Source organism: Arcobacter arenosus (assembly GCF_005771535.1).
Taxonomy (GTDB): domain Bacteria; phylum Campylobacterota; class Campylobacteria; order Campylobacterales; family Arcobacteraceae; genus Halarcobacter; species Halarcobacter arenosus.
In genome coordinates, this window is record NZ_VANU01000001.1 from 48,582 (window position 1) to 67,483 (window position 18,902).

Here is an 18,902-nt window from a genome sequence, read left to right on the forward strand (position 1 = left end):
TTACATGTAAGTACATAAATAATCTGTAATCTCTTCAACTTTTATTTCAAAAGAAGAATTAGCAGGTATTTCAAAAGTATCACCCTCTTGAAATCTTTCCCAATTACTTTCTACTCCTGCAAATAAAACTTCAACTTTCCCTGAAATAATCTCCATTTTTTCTGCTGCTTTTGTTCCAAAAGTATACTCACCTGGTAACATTACACCTAAAGATTTAATTACACCTTCATTATCAGTATAATTTCTACTTGTAACTCTCCCATCAAAATAGATGTTTGCTTTTTTTAATAAATCAACGTTTTTTTCAATTAAATGTTCCATAAAAATAATCCTTAAAAAATGTCCCATTTTTTGTCTTCACTTCGTTCGCCACAAGACTACGCTATGAAAAAAGGGACCTTATATTTATTTAACTTCTTTTAGGAATATGGCAAAGCCATATTTAAAGAAGCAAATCCTAAAGGAAACAACGAGTTGTTTCTTTTCCCTAATTTTATAATGTTTTCATCACTTCATTTGCAGCTGCAATACACTCATCAATCATTTCATCAGTAATTACAGTACACATAAAACCTGCTTCATATTGAGAACAAGCAAAATAGAAACCTCTTTTAATCATCTCATGGTGGAATTTACCAAATCTCTCAAAATTACAATATTCACTTACTTCTTTAAAGTTTGTAGGCATTTTGTCAGCAAAGAAGAAACCAAACATAGAACCTCTAGTATCAACTTGTAAACCAATACCATTATCTTCTGCTACTTTTTTTAGTCCACTTGTTAATCTAACAGCCTTTTTATTTAATTCTTCATAAATCTCTGGATTAGCTTTAAGTTTTCTAAGACTTGTTAAACCAGCAGCCATAGCAACAGGGTTTCCACTTAATGTACCTGCTTGATAAACTGCTCCATCTGGACTTAAGTGTCCCATTATCTCTTTTGAAGCAGCAAAGGCACCAACAGGCATACCTGCACCTATTACTTTACCAAAAGTAATAATATCACCTTTAACATCGATTAATCCATGTGCACCAGTTAAAGAAGTTCTAAATCCTGTCATAACTTCATCTAAAATTAATAATGTCCCATTTTTATCACAAAGTTCTCTACACTCTTTTAAAAACTCTGCAGAAGCAGGAACTAATCCCATATTTCCAGCAATTGGTTCCATAATAACACAAGCGATATCATTTGATTGTTCAAAACATTTTCTTAAATCTTCAAGATTGTTATATTCACAAACTATTGTATGTTTTGTTAAATCAGCAGGAACTCCTGGAGAACTTGGTGTTCCAAAAGTTGCTAAACCTGATCCAGCTTGAACTAATAAAGAATCTGAATGTCCATGGTAGTTTCCAACAAATTTGATAATATCATTTCTTCCAGTTACACCTCTTGCTAATCTAATAGCAGACATTGTTGCTTCAGTACCAGAACTTACAAATCTAACCTTATCAATGTGATCGTACATCTCAACAATTTCAGATGCAAGTTCAGTCTCTAAAACACTTGGTGCACCAAAAGATAAACCTTTTTTTACTGTTTCAATTACAGCTTTTTCAATCTCTTCATTACAATGTCCAAAAATTAATGGACCCCAGCTTTGTACAAAATCTAAATACTTATTTCCATCTATATCAATTAAATATGCACCCTCACCTCTGTCAATAAAAGGAGGTGTTCCACCTACACTTGTAAATGCTCTTACTGGAGAATCAACACCCCCAGGTATAACTTGTTTTGCTTCTTCATATGCATTGATTGATTTTTCAAACATTATTGGTCCTATATCTATATATTTTAAAAGCAATATTCTACTATAATAGGAGTATGAAACTTATTATACTTGCCTTTATTTTATCACTTTCTTTACATTTTTTATTCTTTTCTTCCTTAGAAAAAAAAGAAGAGATTAAACAAAGTGCATCTACATCAAAAAAAATAAATAAATCATCAATAAACTATGTTAAATTAATGCCTAAACCGGTACAAAAACCTATAGAAAAATCTGAGCCTAAAAAAGTTGTAAAACCTGAAGTAAAAAAAACAAATCCTAAAAACTTTAAAGTGGTTGATAAGAAAAAAATAGTACCACAACAAAAAAAGCCTATTGCTAAAGAAGCAAAAAAAATTATTCCTAAGCCAGTAAAAAAAGTTGAAGTAAAACCAACACCTACAAAACAAATTCCTAAAAAAACTGAAATAAAACCCCAAGAAAAAAGAAAAACAATCCCTAATAAATCATTAGAAAATTTTTTATTAGCAGAACCTATACCCCTTGACAAAAATATGTTAGATGATATAACAAAAAGCTATTTAAGACTTTATGGAGAGGAATATAATTCTTTTACCAAGGTTCAAAAGGTTTATTTACAAAAAAACTTAAAAAATATTGGTCGAATTACGCAAAAATATTTAAAATATCCAAGAATTGCTATAAGAACAGGTCAACAGGGGATGAATATAGTTGAATTTTTCTTACATCCAAATGGTGATATAAGTGATTTAAAACTTTCAAACTCTTCTGGTTATACAAGTTTAGATAAAAATACAATTGAAACAATTGAGATTGCATATAAAGATTATCCTAGACCCAAAACAAAAACAAAAGTAAAGATTTATGTTTATTACAAGTTGTATTAAGTAAAATACGAAAAAAATTATTAAAGAGTTCAAGGTTTTTAATGTTAACAGAAAAAATTAGAAATAAAGAAAGTGGTATAGTTCTTTATGGAATCACACCCCCTAAAGTAAAACATACTCAAGAAGAGATTAAAGAGATTGCTTCAAGGCATGTTGATAGAATTTCTAAATTAGATGTAGATGGATTGGTATTATATGATATCCAGGATGAATCAGATAGAACAGATGAAAAAAGACCTTTCCCTTTTATTAAAACCTTAGATCCTTGTGAATATTCACACAATTATTTGCAAGAACTAAAAACACCAAGAATAGTTTATAGGGCTGTGGGAAATTACACAAATGAGACTTTTACAAAATGGTTAGAATTTACAAGACAAAACCAAGTTCACTCTGTATTTGTAGGAGCAGCTTCCCATGAACAAAAAAATCCTCTGACTCTAAAAGATGCTTATACTTTAAAAAAAGAAGTTAATAAAAACCTATGTTTAGGTGGAATAGCAATTCCAGAAAGACATATGTCTAAACACAATGAACATATTAGAGTTGTTTCTAAACAAAATTCTGGTTGTGAATATTTTATTACTCAGTGTGTTTATGATGTTCACGCAGCTAAAACTTTTTTAACTGATTATGTAAAATATGCAAAAGAAAATTCACTTGAACTAGTACCTATAATTTTTACACTTACGCCTTGTGGAAGTGCAAAAACTTTAGACTTTATGAAATGGCTTGGAATTAATGTACCAAACTATTTAGAAGAGGAATTAAAAGAATCAGGTGATATTTTACAAGACTCAGTAAAATTATCAAAAGATATTTTTGAAGAGTTATATACTTTTGGACTTAAAAAAGGGATTCCTATTGGTTGTAATATCGAAAGTGTTGCAATTAGAAAAGAGGAAATTGATGCGTCTATTGAACTTTTAAATGAAGTTAAAAAAATCATCAAAAATCATAAATAAACCTTTAAAACATAATAACCGATTACATTTCTAGAGATATCATAAATTGGAGTATTTACTATATAAAAATAATCCATCTTATGATATTGCGTTCCATTAAAATCAATAGAATTTAAAAAACTTATATCTTCATTTGTTTTATTTAAAAGTACAAAGTTTCTAAGTTCTTGTTCCTTTGAAAATTCAACTTTTGAGGCAACTGTTTGATATTCTTTATTCATAAGGATATATAGTTTTACCCCTTTTTTTTCAAACTCCTCTATTAAAGAATTAAAATTAGTTATTGCTTCAATTGAACCTAAATATTTACCATCATCAATAACTGGCGAAATTCCTCTAATAAGCATTGAAAATCTACCAATCTCTATACACGAAATAGAGGTTTCATATTTTTTTACAATCTTTAAAGAATGCCTAAAAGAATCTAAAGAATCATTTTCTCTATTTGGATCCCAAAGTCTATAAAAACTATTCAAATCTTTATCATGAACATGGATTTTAAAATCATCAAAAAGATAAGTATTTAGTAAAGATTCTTTAGATTTACTAAGGTATTTTAAACAATTACATCGTTCATTTGTTCTTAAACATTTTTTTATACTTTCATCTTTTGCTAATAAAACTGAAGCTGTCATAACAAGATTTTTATTCTTCTCAACTAAATCAGTCAATTCTTTTAGATATGAGTCTATTCTAATCTCAATTTTTTCTTGTTTTTGATTTGTTAAATAATTATCAAAAACCCAAATTAAACTAACACAACTAAATACAACAAATAGTGTAATTTTTAAAAAATTCTTATTGTTCATCTTCTAACTTATCCAAAAATTTTCTTTTATAAATTTCAATTTCATAGGTGAAAATTGAGCCAACATCCTCTTTTGATTCTAGTTTAACATTAATCCCATTTTTATCACAAATAGTTTTTATAATATTTAAACCTAAGCCAAAGCCACCTTGTGTTTGATCTTCCCTTGTAAATCTTTGAAAAACACTTTTTGTATCTTTTATTCCATAGCCATAATCTTTAATTGTAAGAAAACAAGTGTCAAACTCTAATTTAAGATAAACTTCTATTTTACTTTCTGGTTTGGAATATTTAATTGCATTTATAATTGTATTATCTATAATTCTTTGTAATTCCAAAAGATTCATATAAACAAATACTTCATTTTCTATATTAGTTTCTATTGTCATAAATTTAGATTTTGCAATATCTTCAAAGAAATCAACCCTAGTAAAAAGATACTCAGAGAGATTTATTTTGTCTTTTGAATACTTAACTTTTTGATTTTTAATATAATATTCAATTGATTCATAATTGATTTGTATCTGCTTCAATGCAATTTTCATTCTATTTATATGTTTATTCTCACCACTTTTCCTAGCAAGTAAATCTAAATTTAAATTTATTATTCCAAGGGGAGTTTTTAATTCATGCATTGTGTCATTAAATAGAATATTCGTATATTTTTGAACTAATTCATAAGGTTTTGAAATATTTCTAATAATACTTCTATTTAATAATATGATGTTAATAAGAACAGAAAAAAATAAAATAGTTGCTAATAAAAGAACCTTTGAGTAATCGATTTTTGTTTCACAAATAATAGTTGAGATGCCATAAATATTGTTATTAACATGTTTTTTATAGTAAAGGTATGGGTAATCAACAAATGTTTTAAAATTATAATTTTTTAAATCCTTTGATAAATCATAAAGTTGCTTCTCTCCCATTTTATTTAAAAAGGCATATTTTATTTTGACACTTCTTGTTAAATTAATCTGTTCTGAGTAGATTTGATTTTCTAATTCATTGGAATATTTCTCCAATGCCATCTCTTTTAAAATCAATTCATTTTCATAGGCATAAGATAAAGCAAAATAAACTGGTATAGTAAATAATACCATCAATAATAAGGTATAAATATAAGCATATTTTTTCTCATCATTTTGTTGCTTCAATTTTGTATCCTAATCCCCTAGAGGATATAATAAAATCTTTATAGGTTTTAATTCTAATTTTTCTAATATACATTCTAATATCAGCATAATGAATCTCTTTCCCTTCCCACACATTTTCCCTAATTGTTTCCATATCACAAAAACAATTTGCATTACTAACTAAAAATTCAACTAACTCTTTTTCTTTTAAGGTTAAATCAATCTCTTTGTCTTTTAATTTTAGTGTTCTGTTTTGCAAGCTAAATGTATATTCATTCATTAAATCACACAAAGAATTTTCTTTAGTATTATATTTAGTAGTAATTAAACTATTAATTCTTAGTTCTAACTCTTTTAGTTCGTAGGGTTTTTTAAGATAATCTTTACAACCAAGTTGATAACCAATTGTAATATTATCAATATCAACCAGTGAAGTAGTTATTATAATTGGAGTATCATTTCCTATATCTTTAAGATATCTAATAACCTCATGTCCATTTAGTTTGGGCACCTTTATATCTAATATTGCTAAATAATATTTATTTTCAACTAAGGCATCTAAAGCTGATTCTCCATCATAGAAGCTATCAACTTCATATCCAATATCTTCTAGATATTCTGTAACACTTTCATTATATATGTAATCATCTTCTAATAGTAATATTTTCATAGTTTAAGTATATAACTAGAAAGATTAAATCTTTCTAATTATATTAATTTTTTTATTTTATTTTAAGATATGCCAGAAGAACCAGTAAATAACTGTCCAGCATAAACAACATAGAATCTTAGTAGTGCTACACCAACTAAAACCACAATAGAGTTAATCATAATGAATTTAACTTTATAAGCATGGTTTTTTAAAGCTGTAAAAGCAATGATTACTGGCAAGATTAATCCTAGTAAAATTACACCTAACCAAAATACAGCTGCCCATCCACCAGTACTTAATGCATCAATTGCAGCAACTTTTGATTCTCCACCTGTATAAAGCATTCCAACAAATAACATTATTAAAAGTGGAATCTCAACCATAATAACTCTTAAATCTAACATTAAAAGGTATTTAATACTCTCTTTGTTAACACTACTTTTAAAGAACAACATTCCTACTAAAATATTCCCAGCAATTCCAGCTGAAATCCCAGATGCTAGGAATAATACAGGTAATATTGGAGAATTCCACATTGGAATACTCATATTTGCTGATAATAGAAACCCTGTATATGCTCCAACAACTAAAGCTAAAAAGAATAAGAAATATTCAGCTTTTTTAGCATATTCTGTATATCTTTTGATAAAAGCTATTACGGGTGCAAACATTTTTAAAATAGGCAATTTTTTAATTATATCTTCAAAAATTATACCTGTAAAGATTAGTGCAAAAGGAGTGTATAAAAACAATGCTATAACACCAAGTGTCATTACAGAAGTAAAATTATAACTAATTAACAACCAATAAAATGATAAGGGTTTACCTAAATCTAATATCAATAATCCTAAACCAATTATAATTGATACAGGAGAGATTATTGCCCCTGCTTTTACCATTGCATCCCAAATAGAAGGGTTTTTAGATTCATGATCGTGTCTATTCCATTTTACTAATAATGCAACTATAATTGAACCTGCACTGATACCTGCTAAAAACAGATATACTGCAATTGGCCAAGGCCAATTAATGACTTCATATTGAGCCATACTTCCCCACATATTATTCATAACTTACTCCTCTTTTATTTGGAACAAATGCTAATTTTGTTTTAGTACCTAAATACGCTTTTGGATATGTTAAAATATTTGAATTAGCTTTTTTATAAACATCTGATTCTTTATCATTGATATCCCCAAATGTTAATGCATCAGTTGGACACACTGTAACACATGCTGGGTCTTGACCTTTTGAAACTCTATTTGAGTAACAAAATGTACATTTGTCAATATTTTTTGTAACAGGGTCAACATATCTCGCTTCATAAGGACAGGCAACAACACAATATTTACATGAAACACATAGATTTTGGTCAAGTTGGACAAGTCCATCTTTTGTTTGGAACGATGCCCCTGTTGGACAAACATCAACACAAGGTGCATCTTCACACATTGCACAAGATTGTCTTTTCATATCCATTTTAAGGTTAGGGAAAGTTCCTTCAGTATTTATTCTTACTTGAAGTCTAAATACATCTTCATGTACATTATTTTCACTTCTACAAGCTACACTACATGCTTGACATCCAATACATAAATTCTCATCATGTATCATTCTATAATTTTTTTTCATAGCTTACCCCTTACGCCTTAATTATTCTTGCACCAATGTTTGTAATCATTGTTGAACAAACTGGTCCCTTTTGTAAAGACAATAATTTACCTTGACTAGTTCCTATTCCATTGGTTCTTGTTAATTTTTCCGATTCTCTACCAAATCCCATGTAAACAAACAATGTATCAGGTCTAATCCCCTCTGTAATAAAAGCTGTAGCTTTTTCTTTTCCAACATAACTTTCAATAAAAATTTTATCTCCAGTTTTAATACCCTCTTTTTTTGCAGTAACAGGATTTATCCAAACTGGGTTATCACTCATTAAACTATTTAGATATGGAATATTTTGTGTATGCCCATTTGTATGAATTGCTGTTTTACCTGAAGTGATAATATATGGAAATCCCTTCGCAACATCAAAATCATCTATTGCTGGAGCACCATACCCAGGGAACTCTTTTTCAACTTTCTCTGAAAAAAGTTCAATTTTTCCACTAGGAGTTTTAAACTTCATCATACTTGTCATTAATCCATCTTCATCAACATTTTCTACTGCTTTTGGATATTTGTTAACAAATTTATCTACATAATCTTTTTCCCTATATAATAAACTTGGAATTCCAAATGATACATAACCATCTTTTACAAGTTTTTCAAGTAATTGAGTATTACCTTTTGCTTGTTGAACTCTATATTGAGTCATATTATCCCATTTGTATGAACCATCAACATTTAATTTATTTGCTAAACTTCTAAATATTTCAGCAGTTGATAAAGTGTTATTAATTGGGTCAACGATTTTATTTCTCATTTGATACGCAGGAGCTTTTGATGATTTATCCATAATACCTTCATCTCTTTCAAGATAAGTTGCTTCTGGAATAACAACATCTGCTAACATAGCAGTTTCACTCATATAAACATCATTTACAACAATTAAATCAAGTTTTTCCATAGCCCTTTTCATTTTTGTTGAATCAGCAACGGTAATTAATGGATTATGTCTTGTTAATACCCATGCTTTTACCTCATATGGAATTCCTGTCATAATTGCATTTGGAATATCCATTAAAACACCATTTTTTCTAGAAACAAAAACATTTTCCTCACCTTTTTCACCCGCTTTATCAATTCTTAGTTCTTTTAGAATTTTAATTGCTTTATCAGGATTTCCAATGGTAGGTGCAATATCTACTTTTGCTAGTTTATTTACAGTTTTAGCTTTTTTTGTCATATATAAACCACCCTCTTTTTCGAGGTTACCCATAAGTGCATTTGCAACTAAAATAGCTCTTGTTCTTTGATATTCACTTGGACCTGTTGTAGTTTTATGTCCCCAATCAATAATAACTCTAGGAGCTGCAGCAGCTATCTCTTTTGCAACTCTTTCTGCAACTTCAGATTTAATTCCTGTGATTTTTTCTTGCCATATAGGAGTTGTATCTTTTGTATTTTCAATAATTTTTTCAATACCTATAGTATATTTATCAACAAATTCTTTGTCATAAGTTCCATCTCTTAACCATACATGTATTAAAGATAAAACAAAGGCAAGATCAGTTCCAGGTTTAACAGCATGCCACTCATCTGCTTTTGCTGCAACAATTGAAAACCTTGGGTCTAATACTACAAGTTTAGTTTTATCAGAGTTTGCAGCATTTGCTAATTTTTTTGTTTTACTTACATCAATACCTTCAAATAGGTTATGCCCAAAATTTAAAATATAATCTGCATTAGAAAAGTCTCTTTTCAAACCTGTTCCATATGTATGGGGAAAAGCAATTTTATAAGAAACTGGACATGAACTTACATGTGAGAAAATATTTGGACTACCATAAGCACTTGCAAATGTAGCCATATTATGATGGTGATCCCCTGTTTTTGCGGAAAAGATAACTGATTTAGCACCATATTCCTCTTTTATTTTTGCTAATTTTTTAGCAATAAATTCTAATGCTTCTTCATTAGTTACTTCCATCCATTTGTTTTCACCCCTTTGCCCTACTCTAATTAAAGGTTTTACTAATCTTTCTTTATCATAAAGTTGAGAGTGTCCTGCTGCGCCTCTTGCGCATACTGAAGTTTTCATCCCTTTCGAATGTTTATTACCTTGAATGAATTTTATTTTTCCATTTTCTACTTTTGCTGTTATTTGACATCTACTACTACACATCTCGCAATAAGAGTTAACAGTTTTGTTTCCACCTGAAAATACTGGATTATCAAGAGAACCTAACTTACCTGCCATGCAAGAGGTACCTGCAATAGCAGCAGTTGCTGAAGTAGCTTTTAGAAAATCTCTTCTATTAAATGTACTACTCATTTTTGATCCTTTTAAATATTGATAATGAAATCTTAATACTAGTATGTAAATTTAATGTAAATCTCATATTAAATCTCACTTTAAGTTTATATAATTTAGATAAATCTATTTTTGCCTTTACATTTACATTAAATTTACTAAATAGGTATAAACTTCTAGAAAGGATTAAAAATGATTAACAATATGAAAAATATACTTTTTAATAACATTGTAAATAATATAGTTGATAAAACTTTTGAGTCGTCCGTTAAGATTATAAAAACCCAAAAAAATGATTCTAAATTTAATCATATCAATAACGACATCTCTTATCTTCTTTATTTACATATCCCATTTTGCGACAATCTTTGTCCATTTTGCACTTTTCACAAATACAGTCATAATATGAAAACTTCTACAAAATATTTTGAAAATTTAAGAGAAGAGATAAAAATACTTAAATCCCATAATGTAAAAATTGACTCTATTTATATAGGTGGAGGAAGTCCACTTATAAACGATGTAGAGTTATTAAAAACATTAAAACTTTTAAAAAAATGTTTTGATGTAGATGATGTATCTTGTGAGACAGATCCAAATCATATTGAAGTTGAAACTGTAAAAAAATTAAAAGGTTATGTGAGAAGATTATCCATTGGTGTTCAAAGTTTTAATGATACCTTATTAAAACAATTGGGAAGATTTGACAAATTTGGTGATGTTAAGTCATTAATAAAAAAAATCAAAGCTGTACAAGGAATCTTACCTATGACAAATATTGATTTGATATTTAATCTTCCAAATCAAACAGAAAAAATGTTAAGAGATGATATAAAAATAGCAAAATCACTTGGAATTGAACAAGTAGTTGCATATCCACTAATGAGTTCAACCCTTAATTCAAAATTTACAAATAGATTTGAGCCAAACAATAATAAAGAACATTTTTATAATATCATAAATGAAGAATTAAAAGATTATCATGCTAATAACATGTGGTCATTTTCAAGGGATAAAGTTAATATGAATGATGAATATATCTCAACTCACAACGAATATATAGGACTTGGAAGTGGCGCTTTTTCTTATTTAGAGGGAAAATTATTTATTAATGCATTTGACTTAGAAAAATATGAAGAGTTATTAAAAACAAAAAAAGACACGATTTTAGCAAAAAGTGAATTTAGTAAAAAAAATGTAATTCAATACTATATCTTATGCACTCTATTTTCTGGTACTTTTGATATAAAAGCTTATAACAAAAAATTTAAAATTAGTTTAGAAAAAGTTTTAGGAAAAGAACTATTTATTCTTAAAAATTTTGGAATTATTTATATTGAAGATGATGTTATTAATTTAACAAAAAAAGGAAGATATATTCTTACAGTTATGATGTCAAACTTTTACTCTCAAATGGATAAAGTAAGAGCTTTATTTAGAAACAAAAGCTATTTATTTAACTAAACAGTTGAATTAATTTTTTAATTCAACTATTTTAGTCTTCTTTCAAATTGATAAGAATCCATAAACCTAAAAGCTAGAAGATTTTCCAATATTGCAAATAAAACAATAAAGTTAATAAAAGAACTTCCCCCATATGAAAACATAGGTAAAGGTAGGCCTACAACAGGTGCATAACCTATAACCATCAAAATATTTACACTCATATTAAAAAATATTAAAAAACCCAATCCGGAGGCAAAGGCGCGAATAATATAATCATCATGGAAATAGTAATTTAAAGATAATAGGTGAAATATCAATAATCCATAAACAAAGATAAGTCCAAAAGCCCCTAAAAAACCATACCTTTCAACAAAATAAGCAAAAATAAAGTCACTAGTAGCAATTGGTAAAAACTTTAATTGAGTTTGTGTTGCTTCTTCTGTATCTTTACCTACAACACCTCCATTACCAATAGCAATAATTGATTGTTGAACTTGGTAACTTGGTTTTTCAGATAAAAAGTCTTTTATCCTTTTTTTCTGATAATCTTTAATTAAATTTGAGTATATCAAGGGGGAAGCTAATGCAATAGTAATAACAATACCTGCCCATATTTTCCAATTTACGCCAATAATAAATAATATCCCATAACCAACTAAAAGTAAAACTAAAGCTGTCCCTAAATCTGGCTCTTTTGCTATCAAAACAAAAGGTAAAAGAATATAAAAAGAGAAATAGATAAAATCTTTAAAATTGTAGCCACCTTTTTCAGGTTCTCTATTTTGAATTAAATATCCAATCATTAATATAAATACAGGTTTAAAAAGTTCACTTGGTTGAATTGTCATCCCTGTAATTGGTAAAGAAAGCCATCTTTTAGCACCAAGCCTTGTTTCTCCAAAAAATTCCACAGCTAATAAAAGTATAATCCCCAACCAATATAAAAGAGGAATTAATCTAATATGGCGTCTAATAGGTAAAATAAAAACTATAAAAAAAGCAACTAATGAGATGGAAAAATACATCAACTGCTTATTCGCTAAAGCAGTGTTTGTTTCGCTTATCAAATTATAAGAAAGCAAAACCAAAGGTAAAATGAATATTATTAATAAATAGTCAAAATGAGATATAATTCTTTTGTCAAATAAACGCATAATGAAAGAGTATCTAAATATGAATAAAATTTTTATTGTCCAAGAGCCAAATAGGTTAGATAAGTTTCTAAGCCTTAATATTGAGGCTTCAAGAAACCAACTTGAACAACTAATAAAAAAAGAGTATGTAAAAGTAGATGGAAAAACTGTAAGTAAACCAGGAATAAAATTAAAAGAGAATCAAGAAGTAGAAGTATTTTTCCCCGAAGCACAAATAAATCCAGTAAAAGATGAAGAGTTTATACAAGAATCTTTAAAAGATAAAGAGGTTGGAATTATCTATGAAGATGAACATATATTGGTTTTAAACAAACCTTATAATCTCACAATTCACGATGCCCCAAGTGTGAAAGATGCAACTTTAGTTGATTGGCTTAAACTAAAAAAAATATCCCTTTCAACAATTTCAGGTGAAGAAAGACATGGAATTGTTCATAGACTAGATAAAGGAACTAGTGGTGTTATGGTTGTTGCTAAAAGTAATGAAGCCCATGTTGGACTTGCAAAACAACTAGAAGATAAAACCATGGGAAGATATTATCTTGCAATTATAGATTTACCCCTAAAAGAAGATTTAATCGTTGAAAAACCTATCGGGAGAAATCCTACAAATAGACTTAAAATGTCGATTTTAGAAAATGGGAAAAATGCAAAATCAGCTTTTTGTAAGTTAGCCACATCAAATAATGAAAAATATGACTTAATAGCTGCTAAACTTTTCACAGGAAGAACTCATCAAATAAGAGTGCATCTAGCTTCGATAAATAGGCATATACTTGGTGATAATTTATATGGATTTAAGGGCGAATTAAATAAAATAAATAGATTTTATTTACATGCATATAATTTATATTTAATTCACCCAATTACAAATAAACAAATGAGTTTTACTGCAAAGCTTAATAATGATATGCAAGAATTTTTAGAAAAAAACTTTAACATGGAGAGTGTATATGACAAAATTAATGAAACTAACATCATTAACTGCTTTGATTTTACTAGTTAGTGGATGTACAAATGGTAATCTATCTCAACCAAATCTTCCAAAAATAGATGAAACTTTAGAAGTTGTTGATTCTGCTTCTATTAGAACTATCTCTGATATTAATAATATTGCCTTTGAGTGGAGAAAAGTTGATGATCCAAGAGTTGTTGGATATCACTTTTATAGAGCTAATCTTCAAGAAGATGGTGGAAAATTAAAATTAATTGACACTGTTAAAAACAGATATACTACACATTATGTTGATGAAGATTTAACGCCAAATACAAAATATGTTTACAAAATCTCTTCAGCTACAAAAGGGGAAGTTGAATCTAGAACTACAAATGATTATATCGTATCAACTTTACCAAAAATGGAAGGTGTTAGTTTTATTCAAGCAATTTCAAATCTACCAAGACAAATTAAAATTATTTGGAGACCTCATTCAAATGAAAGAATTGAGTCATATAAAATTGAAAGAAGTTCGCCTGCAACAAGTGAATGGGAAAAACTTGATACTGTTGAGGGAAGATTACAAGCTGAATATATAGATTTAGACTTAGATGATAATGTAGTTTATAACTATAGAGTTACTGCTATAAGTTTTGATGGATTAGAATCACAACCAAGTACAATTGTAAAAGCACAAACAAAACCATTACCTGAGGGGATTTTAAGTTTACAAGCATCTAGAGATTTACCAAGAAAAATTGTATTAACTTGGCAACCTTCACAATCTTCTGATGTAATTAAATACAATATTTATAGAAGTTCAAATGCTGAAAGTGGATTTGATGTTATCAAAACTGTTGATACAAATACTTTAGAATTCCAAGATTTTGTAAATGAAGATGGAAAAGCGTATTTTTATAAAATAAGTTCTGTTGACAAAGATGGATTAGAAAGTGATTTAAATATCAATTCTGTAATGGGTTCAACTTTAGGAAAATTAGCAAAACCAGTTATCACTTTAGCACAAATTCAAGGTGAAAAAGCAATTTTAAACTGGCAACCTGGTGATAGAAGAGCTGTATCTTATGTTATTCATAAAAGTATCAAAGAAAATTTCTTTAAAACAAAAAAAGAAACAATTGAAAACATCAATGCTTTAAGATTTGAAGATAAAGATATTGTAAGAGGTGTAGTTTATAGCTACTCAATTCAAGCTGTTGATAAAGATGGTATTTTATCTGAGATTACTGATAAAACAGAATTAGTTTTACCTAAATTACAAGAGTTGAAGTAATAGATGCCGCACATTATATTTGACAGTTTTAAAAAAGAATTAGTAACACCTTCAAAAAATGAAGATGTTACTTTTAAATTTATTGCAAAATCATTTAATTTTACTAGTAAACCTAGAAAAACAGAATACAAAATTTGTGTAGAAAAAGAGAATAAAGATTTTTTACTTACATTAAAACAAAAAGATGAAAATCACCTTTTAAAAGTTGATAAAGTAACTAGAGTAACTCCTGTGCAACTTGTAAAAGATGCTTTAAATGCCTATGTAAAAGAAGTTGATGCAAATATAGTTTTTTCAAATACTCAAAGTATAAACCAAAAAATCAAACCTACACAAAAATATCTAAAGGATATTGATTATTTTGTAAATGATTTTGATACAGAAAAAGAGATTAACATAGAGATTGGATTTGGTAGTGGAAGGCACCTTTTACACCAAGCAAAAGAGAATCCAAAAATTCAATATATTGGTCTTGAAATACACACTCCATCAATTGAACAATTACTAAAACAAGTTGAAATTCAAGGAATTGAAAATATTTTAGTAGTCAATTATGATGCAAGATTATTTATGGAATTTATAAAATCAAATAAAGTTGGAAAAATATTTGTTCATTTCCCTGTTCCTTGGGATAAAAAACCCCATAGAAGAATATATTCAAATGCTTTTATCAATGAAGCTTTAAGGGTATTAAAAAAAGAGGGAACTTTAGAACTTAGAACTGATAGTAGAAAATATTTTGATTATTGTGTTGACCTTTTAACAAATTTACCATCTGGACAGATAACTATTGATATAAATAAAGACTTGGCAGTTTCAAGTAAATACGAAGATAGATGGAAAAAACAAGGTAAACATATTTATGATGTAGTATTAAAATGCTCTCAAGAGGATAAAGAAATTAACTTCAATTATGATTTCACATTTGATAAAGAGATTGAATTTGATGAAATTATAAATAATATTAGTACAAAAGCTGTTGTAAAAGATGACTACTTTATCCATATTGAAGATATCTTTACAATAAAAGGGGAAAACTCAGGTTTAATTCAAGTAACCTTTGGAAGTTTTGATAGACCTTTAAATAAATATATTTTAATTGAAAATAAAAAAGCAAGATATTTTCAAGACCTTCCTTTACCTACAAGTGCAAATATAAAAGCACATAATCAATTAAAAGAGATGTTAAAAAATGATTAATGCCAAGAATATCTATCTTTCATATGATGAGAATAAATACATTATAAAAAAAGGTAATTTTTCTATTAGAGAAAGAGAGTTTATATTCATTGGGGGAACAAGTGGTAGCGGGAAATCTACTCTATTAAAATCTTTTTATGGTGAAATTCCATTAAAGCATGGTAATTTAAATATTGCAGGTCAAGAGGTTTTTGGGATTAAAGGAAAAGCTCTTAGAAGATTGAGAAAAGATATTGGAATTATCTTCCAAGATTATAAACTAATCAAAGAATGGACTATAGAAGAAAATATTATGATTCCATTAAAAATCAATGGCTATTCACACGATATTTCAAAAGAACAAGCAAAAAAACTTCTTGCCCATGTAAAATTAAGTCATAGAGAAGGATATTATCCAAATGAACTTAGTGGAGGAGAGCAACAAAGGGTTGCAGTTGCAAGAGCTTTAGCTCATAATCCAAAAATAATCATTGCAGATGAACCAACTGGAAACCTAGATGATTATTCTGCTGACGTAGTTTGGAATTTATTAAAAGGTGCAAATGAACAGTTGGGAATTACTGTGGTTGTTGTAACCCATAGAGTTCCTAAAAACTTTGGTATTAGATTTAGACAGTTATCTATTGAGGATGGAATAATATATGAAGTTTCTTAAAAACACTTTCGCTTTTGTTATTCCGTTAACAGCAATGTTAATCTCTTTTATAATTTATCTTTTTTCTTCTAATATTTTGGATAATTATAAAAAAACTATTGCTAATGATTATTCAATTGTTGTAATTACAAACACACCTTTAATAAAAGAAGAGATAACTAAACTTAGTGATATAAGAGTTGAAAAAATCATTACCCTTGAAAACAATAAGATTATAAATAATATAAAATCGAGTTTATCAAAATCTTCTATTGATTTATTAAAACAAAAACTACCCCATTTTTATAAAATTAAACTTGAAGTTTTTCCAACAACTAGTCAATTAGAAATTATAAAAAATCAACTATATCAAAACAAAAATATTAGAAAAGTTGAGATGTTTTCAAAAAACCATAATAGTGTATATCTATTATTATTGCTTTTAAATCAAATTAGTTTAATTTTATTTTCAATAATTTTGATTTTTGCAATAATTATGATTTCTAAACAAATTAGAATCTGGTTTCATGAACATCATGAAAAAATCACTATTTTGAAACTTCATGGTGCTTCTATTTTATATAGTTCATCTACAATTTTAAAATATGCAATTATGAGTTCTTTGTTATCATTTTTAATTGTTTCAGGAATTTTTATATATTTAGTTGGAGACATTGGTGTATTATTACCAAAAGATTTAGAAGATATTGTTATTGTTACACTTACAATAAATAATTCACTTATTAAAATATTCTTACTATCTTTTGGAATTTCAATATTAACAATAATAGGTGTACTTTTAAAATACAAAATGAAATATGATTAGACTTTTATTTTTTTCAATAATATTATTCAGTTTTTTAGATTCTTCAACAAAAAACATCGATAAAAAAATTACTAGTAATAAAAAAATACTTGAGAAAAGTAAAACAACTCAAATGAAAACAGACTTTTTAATTAAAGTCTTGGCTAAACAAATTTCAAAACAAAATAAAGAATTAACTGATCTTGAAAAAGATATAAATATAGTAAATGATGATATAAAAAAACATGAAGAACAATTAGAAGATGCAAAAAGTCAACTTACAAGCTTACAAAAAAACTCTAAAACATTAATAAAAGAGAAAAAAGAAAATGAAAGGCAAATAGTAAAAGTTATAATAGATGAATTCTCTTCTGCTATTGCATTGAAGCTTGCAGATGAAAGCTCTTTAGAAGAATTGATTGATTCAGAAATATATACTATTTTATCTCAAAGTTCAAAAGATGAAATTTTAAAGCTTAATAATTCTTATGACTTAATTACCCAAAATAAAAAAGAAAATCAAAATAGAATCAAAAAAATTGCTTCTTATATAGAAGATAGAAAAAAAAGAAAAAAAGAGTTAAATCAACTAAAAATAAAACACTCTAAATCTTTAGTATCTTTAGAAAAGAAACATAAAATTTATCAAGAAGAGTTAAAAAAGACTCTACAAAAACAAGAATCATTAAAAACATTACTTGGAAAATTAAACATCCTTAAAAAAGAGGAATTAGAAAAACAAAAAGAAGAAAGAATTGCAAGGGCAAAAAAATTAGCTGCTAGTAAAAAGAATAAACAATCATCAAAAGCTAAGCAAGAAAACTTCAATATAGATGATACTAGAAATGAGCAATATGCCAATAATATTGATATTGATGTAAGAATGATTGGCTCATCAACTTCAGGTATTAAAATATCAAAGTATAAAGGAAGAAAAACTATTGCACCCCTTGATTCATTTGATGTAATTAAGAACTTTGGTACATATTTTGATCCTGTATATAAAATTGAACTTTTTAATGAATCAATAGTATTAAAATCTAAAAGTCCACAAGCAAAAGTAAAAGCTATATTTAATGGAAAGATTGTTTATGCAAAAAAAGATGCAGGAATGCTTGAAAATGTTGTAATTATTGCCCATCAAAATGGGCTTCATACAGTTTATTCACACCTTGATAAAATCTCTCCCTCTTTAAAAGTTGGAAGATGGATAAAAAAAGGTTATGTAGTTGGAAGAGTAAATGATACACTAACTTTTCAAGCAACAAAAAATGAAATGCATATTAATCCAAAAGATCTATTCAAAATATAG

Annotated in this window: 18 protein-coding genes; 9 read left to right on the forward strand and 9 right to left on the reverse strand. The window is 27.5% G+C overall.

The window, feature by feature from the left end; all coding sequences use genetic code 11:
• A complete protein-coding gene (gene ppnP / locus FDK22_RS00300) occupies positions 1-321 on the reverse strand; it encodes a pyrimidine/purine nucleoside phosphorylase (protein ID WP_138150777.1) in 321 nt (106 codons plus the stop codon).
• 172 nt (positions 322-493) lie between these two features.
• The gene (hemL, locus tag FDK22_RS00305; RefSeq protein ID WP_138150778.1) at positions 494-1,777 is read right to left on the reverse strand and encodes a glutamate-1-semialdehyde 2,1-aminomutase; all 1,284 of its coding nucleotides are present in this window, start codon (positions 1,775-1,777) and stop codon (positions 494-496) included.
• Positions 1,778-1,830: 53 nt separating this feature from the next.
• Between hemL and FDK22_RS00310 the strand changes: the two genes are divergently transcribed.
• Together FDK22_RS00310 and FDK22_RS00315 are read left to right on the forward strand one after the other, a co-directional pair.
• Positions 1,831-2,643: an energy transducer TonB gene (locus FDK22_RS00310; protein ID WP_138150779.1), complete on the forward strand. Its 813-nt coding sequence runs from the start codon at positions 1,831-1,833 to the stop codon at positions 2,641-2,643.
• Between the two features lie 41 nt (positions 2,644-2,684).
• Entirely contained in the window at positions 2,685-3,608 is a 924-nt protein-coding gene (locus FDK22_RS00315; protein WP_138150780.1) for a methylenetetrahydrofolate reductase, read from the forward strand.
• Here the strand turns inward: FDK22_RS00315 and FDK22_RS00320 are convergent.
• The 6 genes from FDK22_RS00320 to phsA all read right to left on the reverse strand — a co-directional run bounded on the left by FDK22_RS00320 (position 3,599) and on the right by phsA (position 10,141).
• Entirely contained in the window at positions 3,599-4,417 is an 819-nt protein-coding gene (locus FDK22_RS00320; protein WP_138150781.1) for a cache domain-containing protein, read from the reverse strand. The two genes, FDK22_RS00315 and FDK22_RS00320, sit on opposite strands and share 10 nt — an antisense overlap.
• Complete coding sequence (locus FDK22_RS00325; RefSeq protein WP_138150782.1) at positions 4,407-5,573, reverse strand: sensor histidine kinase; 1,167 nt, start codon at positions 5,571-5,573, stop codon at positions 4,407-4,409. The genes FDK22_RS00320 and FDK22_RS00325 overlap by 11 nt, the downstream gene beginning before the upstream one ends.
• Positions 5,557-6,222 carry a response regulator transcription factor gene (locus tag FDK22_RS00330; RefSeq protein WP_138150783.1) on the reverse strand — a complete coding sequence of 222 codons (666 nt, stop codon included), beginning with the start codon at positions 6,220-6,222 and terminating at the stop codon, positions 5,557-5,559. Before FDK22_RS00330 ends, FDK22_RS00325 begins: the two co-directional genes overlap by 17 nt.
• 62 nt (positions 6,223-6,284) lie before the next feature.
• Positions 6,285-7,274 carry an NrfD/PsrC family molybdoenzyme membrane anchor subunit gene (nrfD, locus tag FDK22_RS00335; RefSeq protein ID WP_138150784.1) on the reverse strand — a complete coding sequence of 330 codons (990 nt, stop codon included), beginning with the start codon at positions 7,272-7,274 and terminating at the stop codon, positions 6,285-6,287.
• Positions 7,267-7,836, reverse strand: coding sequence for a 4Fe-4S dicluster domain-containing protein (locus tag FDK22_RS00340; RefSeq protein WP_138150785.1), 570 nt, complete (start codon positions 7,834-7,836; stop codon positions 7,267-7,269). Before FDK22_RS00340 ends, nrfD begins: the two co-directional genes overlap by 8 nt.
• A gap of 10 nt (positions 7,837-7,846) precedes the next feature.
• Positions 7,847-10,141 (reverse strand): thiosulfate reductase PhsA, encoded by a 2,295-nt coding sequence (gene phsA, locus FDK22_RS00345; protein WP_138150786.1) that lies wholly within the window; start codon positions 10,139-10,141, stop codon positions 7,847-7,849.
• A gap of 171 nt (positions 10,142-10,312) precedes the next feature.
• Here phsA and FDK22_RS00350 point away from each other — a divergent pair, with 171 nt between their 5' ends.
• The gene (locus FDK22_RS00350; protein WP_138150787.1) at positions 10,313-11,584 is read left to right on the forward strand and encodes a coproporphyrinogen III oxidase family protein; all 1,272 of its coding nucleotides are present in this window, start codon (positions 10,313-10,315) and stop codon (positions 11,582-11,584) included.
• Between the two features lie 26 nt (positions 11,585-11,610).
• Here the strand turns inward: FDK22_RS00350 and FDK22_RS00355 are convergent, their stop codons facing one another.
• A complete protein-coding gene (locus FDK22_RS00355; RefSeq protein WP_138150788.1) occupies positions 11,611-12,720 on the reverse strand; it encodes an FtsW/RodA/SpoVE family cell cycle protein in 1,110 nt (369 codons plus the stop codon).
• Positions 12,721-12,739: 19 nt separating this feature from the next.
• Here FDK22_RS00355 and FDK22_RS00360 point away from each other — a divergent pair, with 19 nt between their 5' ends.
• The 6 genes from FDK22_RS00360 to FDK22_RS00385 are packed head-to-tail and all read left to right on the forward strand — an operon-like array spanning position 12,740 to position 18,902.
• Positions 12,740-13,726: an RluA family pseudouridine synthase gene (locus tag FDK22_RS00360; protein WP_138150789.1), complete on the forward strand. Its 987-nt coding sequence runs from the start codon at positions 12,740-12,742 to the stop codon at positions 13,724-13,726.
• Complete coding sequence (locus FDK22_RS00365) at positions 13,674-14,951, forward strand: fibronectin type III domain-containing protein (protein ID WP_228711602.1); 1,278 nt, start codon at positions 13,674-13,676, stop codon at positions 14,949-14,951. The genes FDK22_RS00360 and FDK22_RS00365 overlap by 53 nt, the downstream gene beginning before the upstream one ends.
• A gap of 3 nt (positions 14,952-14,954) precedes the next feature.
• Positions 14,955-16,151 (forward strand): tRNA (guanosine(46)-N7)-methyltransferase TrmB, encoded by a 1,197-nt coding sequence (gene trmB, locus FDK22_RS00370; RefSeq protein ID WP_138150790.1) that lies wholly within the window; start codon positions 14,955-14,957, stop codon positions 16,149-16,151.
• Positions 16,144-16,806, forward strand: coding sequence for a cell division ATP-binding protein FtsE (locus FDK22_RS00375; RefSeq protein WP_138150791.1), 663 nt, complete (start codon positions 16,144-16,146; stop codon positions 16,804-16,806). The genes trmB and FDK22_RS00375 overlap by 8 nt, the downstream gene beginning before the upstream one ends.
• Positions 16,793-17,611, forward strand: coding sequence for a cell division protein FtsX (locus tag FDK22_RS00380; RefSeq protein WP_138150792.1), 819 nt, complete (start codon positions 16,793-16,795; stop codon positions 17,609-17,611). Before FDK22_RS00375 ends, FDK22_RS00380 begins: the two co-directional genes overlap by 14 nt.
• Positions 17,604-18,902 carry a murein hydrolase activator EnvC family protein gene (locus FDK22_RS00385; RefSeq protein ID WP_138150793.1) on the forward strand — a complete coding sequence of 433 codons (1,299 nt, stop codon included), beginning with the start codon at positions 17,604-17,606 and terminating at the stop codon, positions 18,900-18,902. Before FDK22_RS00380 ends, FDK22_RS00385 begins: the two co-directional genes overlap by 8 nt.

Excerpts from the sequence above, each read along its gene's own strand:
- trmB (WP_138150790.1), top strand. The coding sequence starts at position 14,955 with ATGCCGCACATTATATTTGACAGTTTTAAAAAAGAATTAGTAACACCT.
- FDK22_RS00320 (WP_138150781.1), bottom strand. The coding sequence starts at position 4,417 with ATGAACAATAAGAATTTTTTAAAAATTACACTATTTGTTGTATTTAGT.
- FDK22_RS00315 (WP_138150780.1), top strand. The coding sequence starts at position 2,685 with ATGTTAACAGAAAAAATTAGAAATAAAGAAAGTGGTATAGTTCTTTAT.
- phsA (WP_138150786.1), bottom strand. The coding sequence starts at position 10,141 with ATGAGTAGTACATTTAATAGAAGAGATTTTCTAAAAGCTACTTCAGCA.
- ppnP (WP_138150777.1), bottom strand. The coding sequence starts at position 321 with ATGGAACATTTAATTGAAAAAAACGTTGATTTATTAAAAAAAGCAAAC.
- FDK22_RS00375 (WP_138150791.1), top strand. The coding sequence starts at position 16,144 with ATGATTAATGCCAAGAATATCTATCTTTCATATGATGAGAATAAATAC.
- hemL (WP_138150778.1), bottom strand. The coding sequence starts at position 1,777 with ATGTTTGAAAAATCAATCAATGCATATGAAGAAGCAAAACAAGTTATA.
- FDK22_RS00330 (WP_138150783.1), bottom strand. The coding sequence starts at position 6,222 with ATGAAAATATTACTATTAGAAGATGATTACATATATAATGAAAGTGTT.
- FDK22_RS00360 (WP_138150789.1), top strand. The coding sequence starts at position 12,740 with ATGAATAAAATTTTTATTGTCCAAGAGCCAAATAGGTTAGATAAGTTT.
- FDK22_RS00380 (WP_138150792.1), top strand. The coding sequence starts at position 16,793 with ATGAAGTTTCTTAAAAACACTTTCGCTTTTGTTATTCCGTTAACAGCA.
- FDK22_RS00310 (WP_138150779.1), top strand. The coding sequence starts at position 1,831 with ATGAAACTTATTATACTTGCCTTTATTTTATCACTTTCTTTACATTTT.
- FDK22_RS00355 (WP_138150788.1), bottom strand. The coding sequence starts at position 12,720 with ATGCGTTTATTTGACAAAAGAATTATATCTCATTTTGACTATTTATTA.
- FDK22_RS00340 (WP_138150785.1), bottom strand. The coding sequence starts at position 7,836 with ATGAAAAAAAATTATAGAATGATACATGATGAGAATTTATGTATTGGA.
- nrfD (WP_138150784.1), bottom strand. The coding sequence starts at position 7,274 with ATGAATAATATGTGGGGAAGTATGGCTCAATATGAAGTCATTAATTGG.
- FDK22_RS00365 (WP_228711602.1), top strand. The coding sequence starts at position 13,674 with ATGACAAAATTAATGAAACTAACATCATTAACTGCTTTGATTTTACTA.
- FDK22_RS00385 (WP_138150793.1), top strand. The coding sequence starts at position 17,604 with ATGATTAGACTTTTATTTTTTTCAATAATATTATTCAGTTTTTTAGAT.
- FDK22_RS00350 (WP_138150787.1), top strand. The coding sequence starts at position 10,313 with ATGATTAACAATATGAAAAATATACTTTTTAATAACATTGTAAATAAT.